The 11,543-nt window shown below is 71.9% G+C and carries 12 protein-coding genes; all 12 read left to right on the plus strand.

The features are described from left to right. Nucleotides 1–219: 219 nt before the first annotated feature. Nucleotides 220–906: an XRE family transcriptional regulator gene (locus H288_RS0124200; RefSeq protein ID WP_020095167.1), complete on the plus strand. Its 687-nt coding sequence runs from the start codon at nt 220–222 to the stop codon at nt 904–906. Nucleotides 907–1,007: 101 nt separating this feature from the next. After that, on the plus strand, nt 1,008–1,916 hold the full coding sequence (locus tag H288_RS0124205; protein WP_020095168.1) for a glutamine amidotransferase family protein: 909 nt from the start codon (nt 1,008–1,010) through the stop codon (nt 1,914–1,916). Between the two features lie 34 nt (nt 1,917–1,950). Next, on the plus strand, nt 1,951–2,637 hold the full coding sequence (locus H288_RS0124210; protein ID WP_020095169.1) for a GXGXG domain-containing protein: 687 nt from the start codon (nt 1,951–1,953) through the stop codon (nt 2,635–2,637). Between the two features lie 103 nt (nt 2,638–2,740). Then, the gene (locus H288_RS0124215; RefSeq protein ID WP_020095170.1) at nt 2,741–4,069 is read left to right on the plus strand and encodes an FMN-binding glutamate synthase family protein; all 1,329 of its coding nucleotides are present in this window, start codon (nt 2,741–2,743) and stop codon (nt 4,067–4,069) included. A 75-nt stretch (nt 4,070–4,144) separates the two neighbouring features. Next, nucleotides 4,145–5,452, plus strand: coding sequence for a type III glutamate--ammonia ligase (glnT, locus tag H288_RS0124220; RefSeq protein ID WP_020095171.1), 1,308 nt, complete (start codon nt 4,145–4,147; stop codon nt 5,450–5,452). Between the two features lie 90 nt (nt 5,453–5,542). Beyond that, nucleotides 5,543–6,007, plus strand: a complete 465-nt coding sequence (gene ureE, locus H288_RS0124225; protein ID WP_026605247.1) for an urease accessory protein UreE — start codon at nt 5,543–5,545, stop codon at nt 6,005–6,007. Next, a complete protein-coding gene (locus H288_RS0124230; protein WP_020095173.1) occupies nt 6,001–6,684 on the plus strand; it encodes an urease accessory UreF family protein in 684 nt (227 codons plus the stop codon). Before ureE ends, H288_RS0124230 begins: the two co-directional genes overlap by 7 nt. Nucleotides 6,685–6,694: 10 nt before the next feature. After that, the gene (locus H288_RS0124235; RefSeq protein WP_020095174.1) at nt 6,695–7,390 is read left to right on the plus strand and encodes an urease subunit beta; all 696 of its coding nucleotides are present in this window, start codon (nt 6,695–6,697) and stop codon (nt 7,388–7,390) included. A 10-nt stretch (nt 7,391–7,400) separates the two neighbouring features. Continuing rightward, a complete protein-coding gene (gene ureC, locus H288_RS0124240; protein WP_020095175.1) occupies nt 7,401–9,113 on the plus strand; it encodes an urease subunit alpha in 1,713 nt (570 codons plus the stop codon). Between the two features lie 42 nt (nt 9,114–9,155). Next, the gene (ureG, locus tag H288_RS0124245) at nt 9,156–9,782 is read left to right on the plus strand and encodes an urease accessory protein UreG (RefSeq protein ID WP_020095176.1); all 627 of its coding nucleotides are present in this window, start codon (nt 9,156–9,158) and stop codon (nt 9,780–9,782) included. Between the two features lie 2 nt (nt 9,783–9,784). Further along, the gene (locus H288_RS0124250) at nt 9,785–10,621 is read left to right on the plus strand and encodes an urease accessory protein UreD (RefSeq protein WP_020095177.1); all 837 of its coding nucleotides are present in this window, start codon (nt 9,785–9,787) and stop codon (nt 10,619–10,621) included. A gap of 175 nt (nt 10,622–10,796) precedes the next feature. Beyond that, the coding region (locus tag H288_RS32790) for a transporter substrate-binding protein (protein WP_020095178.1) at nt 10,797–11,543 on the plus strand (747 nt) is incomplete at its 3' end.

Genomic DNA, 11,543 nt, shown 5'->3' on the forward strand with positions numbered 1-11,543 from the left:
CACGGAGCGCGGTGCGCCGCCGGCCGGGACGATGCCACGCCGCCCCCGGCGCGGTCGAGCGCCCGCGCTCCGGCCGTCGGCGCCGCGCGCCGATCCGTCCTCAACCGCGATTCTTCGACGGGTCGCGGATCGCGACGTTGACAGGCGTCCGGGGCCACGGCACGGCGGCGGAGGACCCGCTTGGCCGGAGCCCACGATCGCCGAGGAGGGAGATCCGCCATGCCGTCAGGCGCTTCGAACCGGACGGCAGGGGAGGCCCCGCGGCCGGAGCGGGAGCCGGTCCTGCTGCAGGATCCGCACGCCGTCCGCGAGCCGCGCGAGAACAACCTCGAGCGCGCGATCGGCCACGCGGTGCGCGAGCGCCGGAAGCGGCTCGGCATCACCTCGGCGGACCTCGCCGCGACGACCGGCCTGTCGCCCGGCATGCTGTCGAAGATCGAGAACGGCAACATCTCGCCGTCCCTGACGACGCTGCAGCTGCTCGCCCAGGCGCTCGGCATGCCGATCACCGGCTTCTTCCGCGGCTACGAGGAGGTCCGCAACGCGGTCTTCGTCAAGGCCGGGGAGGGGATCGAGCTGGAGCGGCGCGGCACGCGGGCCGGGCACCAGTACAACCTGCTCGGGCACATCCACGAGAACACCAGCGGCGTGACGGTCGAGCCGTATCTGATCACGCTCACGACCGATTCGGACGTGTTCCCGACCTTCCAGCACCCCGGCCTGGAGTTCCTCTACATGCTGGAGGGCGAGGTGCTGTACCGGCACGGGGACCGGCACTTCCACATGCAGCCCGGCGACAGCCTGTTCTTCGACGCCGATGCCCCGCACGGGCCGGCGGAGCTGCTCGTGCTGCCGGCCCGCTACCTCTCGGTGATCGCGTATCCGCAGTCGGGCCGCACCGGCTGACGGGCCGCGTTGTTCTCAAGAAGAAATCTTATTTCTTGAGGGTTGATTTCCGCCGCGCAGGCCGCCTATGCTCCGGGCGAACCCGCGACGGAGGTGGTGCCATGTGCGGCATCGTCGGATTGTTCCTGAAGGACCCCGCCCTGGAGCCGCAGCTCGGCGCGCTGCTCGCCGACATGCTCGTCACCATGACGGATCGGGGGCCGGACTCGGCCGGCCTCGCGATCTACCGGCCGCCGGCCCCCGGCCTGTCGAAGATCACCGTGCAGTCGGCACGCCCGGAGGCGGATTTCCCCGCCCTGGAGCAGCGCCTCGCGGAGGCCTCCGGCGGCTCGGCGCGGGTGGCGGTGAAGAGCTCGCACGCGGTCATCACCGTGGCGTCCGACTGCCTCGCCGCGACGCGCGATGCCCTGAAGGGCCTCGCGCCCGATCTGCGCGTGATGGGCGCGGGCGAGAGCGTCGAGATCTACAAGGAGGTCGGCCTGCCGAAGGACGTGGTGGCGCGCTTCGGCATCGCAGGAATGTCGGGCACCCACGGCATCGGCCACACCCGGATGGCGACGGAATCGGCCGTGACCACGATGGGCGCGCACCCGTTCTCGACGGGCGCCGACCAGTGCCTCGTCCATAACGGCTCGCTGTCGAACCACAACAACCTGCGCCGGAGCCTCGCCCGGGCCGGCATGGCCTTCGAGACGGAGAACGATTCCGAGGTCGCGGCGGCCTATCTCACCACCGCGATGGCGCGTGGCCGGGACCTCGGCGCGGCGCTCGCGGGGGCGCTCACGGATCTCGACGGGTTCTTCACCTTCGTGGTCGGCACCAAGTCCGGCTTCGGCGTGCTGCGCGACCCGATCGCCTGCAAGCCGGCGATCATGACGGAGACCGAGCGCTACGTCGCCTTCGGCTCGGAATACCGGGCGCTCGTCGGCCTGCCGGGGATCGAATCCGCCCGCGTCTGGGAGCCCGAGCCGGCGACCGTCTACTTCTGGGATCAGCGGCAGGCCGCCTGAGCCGCTCCCCCCGCAGCCTTCACGGATCTCGCCCATGCCCGTCTTCGATCTGGCGGCGACGCCCCTGCGCGCCCTGAACCAGGCCCTCCACGGCGTCGCGCCGGGCGCCAACGACACCGAATTCGAGGTGCTGAACCCGCGGGGCCAGCACGCGGTCGCGGTCGGGATCGACGGGCCCGTCACCGTCACGGTGCGCGGCCCGGTCGGCTACTACTGCGCCGGCATGAACGACGGCGGCACCGTCACGGTGCAGGGCTCGGCGGGCCCGGGCGTCGCCGAGAACATGATGTCCGGCACGGTCGTGATCGAGGGCGACGCCTCGCAATATGCCGGCGCCACCGGGCGCGGCGGCCTCCTCGTCATCAAGGGCAACGCGGCCTCGCGCTGCGGCATCTCCATGAAGGGGATCGACATCGTCGTGCACGGCTCGATCGGGCACATGTCGGCCTTCATGGGCCAGTCCGGATCCCTCGTGGTCCTGGGCGATGCCGGCGAGGCGTTAGGCGACTCGCTCTATGAGGCGAAGCTGTTCGTCCGCGGCAGCGTGAAGAGCCTCGGGGCCGACTGCATCGAGAAACCGATGCGCCCCGAGCACCGCGCGCACCTCGCGGCCCTGCTGGACCGCGCCGGGGTCGCGGACGTCCGGCCGGAAGAGTTCCGGCGCTACGGCTCGGCCCGCAAACTCTACAGCTTCAACATCGACAACGCCGACGCCTACTGAGAGCGCGCCGCCGGAGTGGATACCGGTTCGGCGCGAGCGAGCGCGTCGAATCAAGGACTTAAAGCCGCTCCCGATCGGGAGCGGCTCAAGCGGGAGACCGGGCATGACCTATCAGAACCCGCCGATGCCGCCGCGCAAGTCGGCGACCTTCGACGACCACACCCTGGCGGAGATCCGCCGGGCCGCGGCCACCGGCATCTACGACATCCGCGGCGGCGGCACGAAGCGCAAGCTCCCGCATCTCGACGACCTGCTGTTCCTCGGCGCCTCGATGTCCCGCTATCCCCTGGAGGGCTACCGGGAGGCCTGCGGGACCGGCGTCACCCTCGGCACGCGATTTGCCAAGAAACCGATCGCGTTGAAGATCCCGATCACCATCGCCGGCATGAGCTTCGGATCCCTGTCCGCCAACGCCAAGGAGGCCCTCGGCCGCGGCGCTACGCTGGCCGGCACCTCGACCACCACGGGGGACGGCGGCATGACCGACGAGGAGCGCGGCCATTCCGACATCCTCGTCTACCAGTACCTGCCCTCCCGCTACGGCATGAACCCGCGCGACCTCCGGCGCGCCGACGCCATCGAGGTGGTGGTCGGCCAGGGCGCGAAGCCCGGTGGCGGCGGCATGCTGCTCGGCCAGAAGATCTCCGACCGGGTCGCCGCCATGCGCGACCTGCCCAAGAGCATCGACCAGCGCTCCGCCTGCCGGCACCCGGACTGGACCGGCCCGGACGATCTCGAGATCAAGATCGGCGAGTTGCGCGAGATCACCGACTGGGAGAAGCCGATCTACGTGAAGGTCGGCGGCGCCCGGCCCTATTACGACACCGCGCTCGCCGCGAAGGCCGGGGCCGACGTCGTCGTCCTCGACGGCATGCAGGGCGGCACGGCGGCGACTCAGGACGTGTTCATCGAGCATGTCGGCCAGCCGACGCTCGCCTGCATCCGCCCCGCCGTGCAGGCGCTGCAGGATCTCGGCCTGCACCGGAGCGTGCAGCTCGTGATCTCGGGCGGCATCCGCTCGGGCGCGGACGTCGCCAAGGCCATCGCGCTCGGGGCGGACGCGGTCTCGATCGGCACCGCGGCGCTCGTCGCCATCGGCGACAACGACCCGGCCTACGAGGAGGAGTACCGCGAGCTCGGCTCGACCGCGGGTGCCTACGACGACTGGCACGAGGGCCGCGACCCGGCGGGCATCACCACGCAGGATCCCGAGCTGGCGGCCCGCCTCGACCCGGTCCGCGCCGGCCGGAAGCTCGCCAATTACCTGAAGGTGATGACCCTGGAGGCGCAGACCATCGCCCGCGCCTGCGGCCACAACCACCTGCACAATCTGGAGCCCGAGGACCTCGTGGCGCTGACGCTCGAGGCCGCCGCCATGGCCCGCGTGCCGCTGGCCGGCACCGACTGGTACCCGGGCAAAGCGGGCTTCTAGGGCCCTTCAACCCCGCCGGTCGCGCCGGAACGGGGCGCGGCCGGCCCCCACCCGATCCGCGCTCAGGGGGCTGCCGTGACGACCGACCTTTCCGCCTACGCCGCCGAGCACGGCGTGAAGTACTTCATGATCTCCTACACGGACCTGTTCGGCTGCCAGCGCGCCAAGCTGGTGCCCGCGCAGGCGATCGGCGCCATGCAGCGCGACGGCGCGGGCTTCGCGGGCTTCGCCACCTGGCTCGACCTGACCCCGGCCCATCCCGACCTGTTCGCAATGCCGGACGCCGCCTCGGTGATCCGCCTGCCCTGGAAGCCAGACGTCGCCTGGGTGGCGGCCGACTGCACCATGGCGGACGCCCCCGTCGGCCAGGCGCCCCGGGTGGTGCTGAAGCAGCTCGTGGCGCGGGCCGCCGACGAGGGCCTGCGGGTCAAGACCGGCGTCGAGGCCGAGTTCTTCCTGCTGAGCGCGGACGGATCGGCGATCTCGGATCACCACGATCGGGCGGAGAAATCCTGCTACGACCAGCAGGCGCTGATGCGCCGCTACGACGTGATCGCCGAGATCTGCGACCACATGCTGGCTCTGGGCTGGAAGCCCTACCAGAACGACCACGAGGACGCGAACGGCCAGTTCGAGATGAACTGGGAGTACGACGACGCGCTGGCCACCGCCGACAAGCACGCCTTCTTCAAGTTCATGGTCCGCTCGGTCGCCGAGCGGCACGGCCTGCGGGCGACCTTCATGCCGAAGCCGTTCCCCGGCCTCACCGGCAACGGCTGCCACTGCCACGTCTCGGTGTGGAACACGGCCGGCACCGTGAACGCCTTCGCGGATCCCGAGATGCCGTTCGGCCTCTCGACCCGGGGCCGGCACTTCCTCGGCGGGATCATGCGGCACGCGCCCGCGCTCGCCGCGATCACCAACCCGACGGTCAATTCCTACAAGCGCATCAACGCGCCCCGCACGATCTCGGGCGCGACCTGGGCGCCGAACGCCGTGACCTGGACCGGCAACAACCGCACCCACATGGTGCGCGTGCCCGGGCCGGGCCGGTTCGAGCTGCGCCTGCCCGACGGGGCGGCCAATCCGTACCTGCTCCAGGCGGCGATCCTGGCCGCGGGCCTGGACGGTGTGGCGTCGGCGGCCGATCCCGGGCCGCACAGCGACGTCGACATGTACCGCGACGGCCACGCCGTCACCGGCGCGCCGCGCCTGCCGCTCAACCTGCTGGACGCGCTGCGGGCCTTCGAGGCCGACGAGGCCCTGCGGGACAATCTGGGCGGCGCGTTCTCCGTCGCCTACCTCAAGTTGAAGCAAAATGAGTGGGACAGCTACTGCGCCCATTTCACCGCCTGGGAGCGCGAGACCACGCTCGATGTCTGAGCCGGTGCTGCCGGTGACGCGCCGAACGGCGGACCGGCTCTTGCAAGGCCCAGTTCGATCCTGGCGACGGGGAGCGGGACGCGGACCGACATGCGTGTGATCCATCGTATCCTGGGCAGCCGGCACGAATCCGGGATGGCCGAGCGCCTGCACCATCTCGCGCATCACGGCGCGGTGGACGTGCTCGTCGTGTCGAGCACCGACGTCGCCCGGCGGCGGATCCGCGCGACCACCCAGTCCGGCGAGGAGATCGCCCTCGCCCTGCCGCGGGACGAGCCGCTCTTCGACGGGGCCGTGCTGGCGCTGGAGGCGGACCGCGCCCTCGTCGCCCGGGTCGGCTCCGAGCGCTGGCTCCGCCTCGTCCCGGACAGCCAGGCCGCCGCCCTCGAGCTCGGCTACCACGCCGGCAACCTCCACTGGCGGGTTCGCTTCGCCGACGGCGCCCTCCTGGTGGCCCTGGACGGACCGGCCGACGCGTACCTCGTCCGCCTCGGCGCCCTCGTCACCGACCGGCAGGTGACCCACACCATCCTCGACGAGGCGGCGCCGTGCTGAGCCGGCTCCTGGCGTTCCAGCAGGCCGACGCCGCCTTCCCGAGCGGGAGCTTCGCCTTCTCCAACGGGATCGAGGGGCTCGTCGCGGGCGACCCGGCCTTCGACACGGTGAGCCTGACGCGGACGCTCACGGCCCTCGTGCGCTTCCGGTGGGCGGAGAGCGACCGCGTCGCCCTGATCCTCGCCCACCGCGCCGGCCCCGATCCGGCCCGGCTCGGCCGCATCGACGCCGCCGTGGAGGCGGCCACCCTCGTCGAGGCGATGCGCACCGGCAGCCGGCGCAACGGCGCCTCCCTGCTGACCACCCACGCGCGGCTCGCCACGCCCGGTGCCGGGGACATTCGCGCCGCGATCCGGTCCGGGCTCATGCTGGGGCACCTCGCCACCGTGCAGGGCGCCCTGTGGCGGGGGCTGGGCCTGTCGGAAGCGGAGGCGGCGGCCGTCGCCGGCTACCAGCTCGTCTCCGGCCTGGTCTCGGCCACGGTCCGGCTCGGTCAGGTGGGCGCCATCCAGGGCCAGCAGGCCCTCCAGACGGTGCTGTCGCTCGTCGCGGAGATCGCCGAGCGGCCCGTGACCGAGGACCCCGACGGCGCGATCGTCCTCACGGGCTTCACGCCGCTGATCGAGGTCGCCGCGATGCGGCACGCGCGCGCCGACCTGCGCCTGTTCGCCAACTAGGGAGCGGGTGATGCTGCTCACGCCCACCGAGCTGGAACGTCTCACGATCTTCACCGCGGCCGAGCTCGCCCGCAAGCGCCGGGCCCGCGGCCTCAGGCTCAACTACCCGGAGGCGGTGGCGCTCATCACCGACGAGATCCTGGAGGGCGCGCGCGACGGGCGCAGCGTCGCCGACCTCATCGGCTGGGGCTCCACGATCCTGTCGACCGAGGACGTGATGCCGGGCATCGCCGCCATGCTGCCGATCCTGCAGGTCGAGGGCGTCTTCCCGGACGGCACCAAGCTCGTCACGGTCCACGAGCCGGTCCGCGCCCGGGCGGGCGCCCCCGCCGACACCCTGGAGCCCGGGGCGATCCTGCCGGCCGACGGCGCGATCGAGCTGGCCGCGGGCCGCCCGCGGGTCACCCTCGACGTCGTCAACACCGGCGACCGCCCGGTCCAGATCGGCTCGCACTACCACTTCTTCGAGGTGAACCGGGCGCTCGATTTCGACCGGGCGGCGGCCCTGGGCTACCGCCTCGACATCCCGGCCGGGACGGCGATCCGCTTCGAGCCGGGGCAGCGCAAGACCGTGACGCTGGTCGGCTTCGGCGGCGCCCGGGAGCTGACCGGGCTCAACGACCTGACGCAGGGGACCCTGCCCGACGACGCGGCGCGGGCGGCGGCCCTCGCCCGCGCCAAGGCCCGCGGCTTCAAGGGCGCCTAGGGAGAGTGCCATGGTGACGATCCCGCGCCGCGACTACGCCGCCCTCTACGGGCCGACCACCGGGGACGGGGTGCGGCTCGCCGACACCTCCCTGGTGGCGGTCGTCGAGCACGACCACGCCGTCTACGGGGACGAGTGCCTGCACGGCGGCGGCAAGACCCTGCGCGACGGGATCGGGATGGCGCCCGGGGTGACCGCCGCGCAGGGCGCGCTCGACTTCCTCCTCTGCAACGTCGTGGTGATCGACCCCGTCCTCGGCATCCAGAAGGGCGATCTCGGCATCAAGGACGGGCGGATCGTGGCGCTCGGCAAGGCCGGCAACCCGGCGATCATGGACGGCGTCGACCCGCGCCTGATCGTGTCGGCCGGGACGACGGTGCGCGACTGCGAGGGTCTGATCGCGACGCCCGGGGCCATCGACGTGCACGTGCACTTCGATTCCGCCGGCCTGCCGGACCACGCGATCGCCTCCGGCGTCACGACCCTGCTCGGCGGCTCGCTCGGGCCGATCACCGTCGGCATCGATTCCGGCGGCCCGTTCAACACCGGCCGCATGCTCCAGGCCGCCGAGGCCTGGCCGGTCAATTTCGGCTTCCTCGGGCGCGGCAACACCCACCGGCCGGCCGCCCTGAAGGAGCAGCTGGAGACCGGCGTCCTCGGCCTCAAGATCCACGAGGACTGGGGCGCGATGCCGGCCGCGATCGACGCCTGCCTGGGCTTCGCCGACGCGTACGACTTCCAGGTCCAGCTCCACACCGACACGCTGAACGAGTCGGGCTTCGTGGAGGACACGCTGGCGGCGATCGGCGGCCGCACCATCCACATGTACCACACCGAGGGGGCCGGGGGCGGCCACGCGCCGGACATCATCCGGGTCGCCGGGCTGCCGCACTGCCTGCCCTCGTCGACGAACCCGACCAACCCCTACACGGTCAACACCTTCGACGAGCACCTCGACATGACGATGGTGTGCCACCACCTCAACCCGGCCCTGCCGGAGGACGTGGCCTTCGCGGAGAGCCGCATCCGCGCCCAGACCATCGCCGCCGAGGACGTGCTCCACGACATCGGGGCGATCGCGATGCTCGGCTCCGACAGCCAGGGCATGGGCCGGATCCACGAGGTCGTCTGCCGGACGTGGCAGCTCGCCTCGAAGATGAAGGACCAGCGCGGCCCGCTCCCCGAGGAGAGGCCGGGCTTCGGCGACAATGCCCGGATCAGGCGCTACATCGCCAAGTACACGATCAACGCGGCGCGCACCTTCGGCATCCAGGAGCATGTCGGCTCGCTGGAGCCCGGCAAGATGGCCGACATCGTGGTCTGGCGGCCGGCCTTCTTCGGGATCAAGCCGGAGCTCGTGATCAAGGGCGGCTTCATCGCCTGGGGCGCGATGGGCGATTCCGCCGCCTCGCTGATGACCTGCGAGCCGGTGCTGATGCGCCCGCAATGGGGCGCCTTCGGGCGCGCCAAGCAGGCGCTCTCGGCCTGCTTCGTCCACCCCCTGGCGATCGAGGCCGATCTCGGCGGCCGGCTCGGCCTGCGCAAGGCGCTCCTGCCCGCCCGCGGGACCCGCACGCTGACGAAGGCCGACATGCTCTGGAACGACGCCTGCCCGGAGATCCGCGTCGACCCGCAGACCTTCGACGTCTTCGTCGACGGCGTGCTCGCCACCTGCGAGCCGGCCCGGACTCTGCCGCTCGCCCAGCGCTACATGCTGCGCTGAGCGGCGCCGAACCCCGCCACCCCTCTCACGGCCCCGCTCCCCATGACCGACGTGACTCCCGCGAACGCCGCCCGGATCGGGATCGGCGGCCCGGTCGGATCCGGCAAGACCGCGCTGATCGAGCGGCTGATCCCCGTGCTGCGGGCGCGGGGCGTCGATCTCGCGGTGATCACGAACGATCTCGTCACCAAGGAGGATGCCGAGCGGCTGCGCCGCTCCGGGCTGATCGATCCGAGCCGCGTCGAGGCGGTGGAGGCCGGGGCCTGCCCGCACACGGTGATCCGGGAGGACCCGACCCTCAACATCGCCGCGGGCGACGCGCTGGAGGCGCGCTTCCCGGGCCTGCAGCTGCTCGTCTTCGAATCCGGCGGCGACAACCTCGCCTCGACCTTCTCCCTCGACCTCGTGGACTGGTGGATCTTCGTGATCGACGTGGCCGGCGGCGACGACATCCCGCGCAAGCGCGGCCCGGGCGTGCTGCGCTGCGACCTCCTCGTGATCAACAAGGTCGACCTCGCGCCGCATGTCGGCGTCGACCTCGACGGGATGCTCGCGGAGGCCGCGCGGGTCCGGAGCGGCAGGCCGGTCCTCGCCACGAACGCGCGCGCGGGCCTCGGCATCGACGCGGTGGCGGATGCCATCGGCCGGGCCGTCCTGTTCGCGCCCTAGCCGTGCCCGACGACGTCCAGACCGGCCGCCGCGCGACGGCCCGCCTCGGCTTCGTGCGCGGCGGCGGGACCAGCGTGCTCGCCGACCAGCACGTGCCGTACCCGTTCCACATCACGAAGCCGTTCCGCCTGTATCCGCAGCGGCCGGAGCTGATCACGCTGTACCTGCAATCGGCCTCCGGCGGCCTCTACCGCGGCGACCGTCTCGGCCTCGACATCACGATGGGTCCGGGCTCGGCGGCGCACGTCACCACCCAGGCCGCCACGGTCGTCCATCGCAGCGCCGACCAGCCGGCCCGCCAGGACACGCGGATCCGCGTCGGCGCCGATGCCTTCCTCCACTGCGTGCCCGATCCCCTGATCCTGTTCCCCGGCGCCGCCCTCTCGGCCTCGACCCGGGTCACGCTCGAGCCCGGGGCCCGTGCCGTCGTCTCCGAGAGCATTGCGTGTCACGACCCGGAGGGCCGCGGCAGGCCGTTCGAGCACGTCGAGCTCGCCCTCGGCATCGAGACGGCGGCGGGGGCCGTCCTGGTCCGCGAGCGGGCGCGCATCGCCGGCGCCGAGTTCCGCGATCCGGCCTCGCCGCTCGGCCCGTGGCGGGCCTACGGCGCCCTCGTCATCCTCGGTCCGGCCCCGTGCCTGCCGGATCCCGGGGACGTCCAGGCCGCGGCCGACCGCACCGGCTGCCGGGCCGGGCTCAGCCCGCTGCCGAACGCGGCCGGGCTCGGCCTCCGGCTCCTCGCGCCCGACGGCGGCACCCTGGCGGCGGGGCTGGAGGCGGCCGCTGGTCGCGCCTTCGCGGCGCTGACCGGGCTCGCCCCGGCGCGCCGCCGCAAATAGGAAGCCGGCGCCCGGGATCGCCGCCGCCGATATGGGCAGGCTGCCGATGTTTTCATCTTGCGAAATTTATTTTCTTTTGAAGAAATATGCCGAAGGAGACGATCCGTGCGCGACGGCTGATCCGGTGCGGACGGGGCGGCCCACCTTCTCGAACGATCTGAAGGATTTGCCCCCCATGGCGACAGACGATCCCGCGCACTTCACCCTCCGCCGGCGCCTGCTGCTCGGGCTGGCGGCGGCCCCGCTCGCGGCATCGCTGCCGCGCGTCGCGGCGGCCGCCGAGGCCGGCGCTCTGGCGGTGACCGACAGCGAGGTGACGGTCGGCATCCTGCACTCGATCACCGGCACCATGGCGATCTCGGAGACCGGGCCGAGCCAGGGCGAGAAGCTGGCGATCCAGCAGATCAACGACGCCGGCGGCGTGCTCGGACGCAAGATCAAGATCATCCAGGAGGACGGCGCCTCCGACTGGCCGACCTTCGCCGAGAAGGCCAAGAAGCTCCTCGTCAACGACCACTGCGCCGCCGTGTTCGGCTGCTTCACCTCGGCCTCGCGCAAGGCGGTGCTGCCGGTCTTCGAGCAGTACAACGGCCTGCTGTACTATCCGACCTTCTACGAGGGCCTGGAGCAGTCGAAGAACGTCTTCTACACCGGCCAGGAGGCCACGCAGCAGATCCTCGCCGGCCTCGACTGGGTCCACAAGGAGAAGGGCGGCGACAGCTTCTACTTCATCGGCTCCGACTACATCTGGCCGCGCACCTCCAACAAGATCGCCCGCAAGCACGTGGAGACCGTGCTCAAGGGCAAGGTCGTCGGCGAGGAGTACTTCCCCCTCGGCCACACGCAGTTCAACTCGGTCATCAACAAGATCAAGCTCACCAAGCCGAAGGTGATCTTCGCCACGATCGTGGGCGGCTCGAAC

Source organism: Methylobacterium sp. 285MFTsu5.1 (assembly GCF_000383455.1).
Classification (GTDB): domain Bacteria; phylum Pseudomonadota; class Alphaproteobacteria; order Rhizobiales; family Beijerinckiaceae; genus Methylobacterium.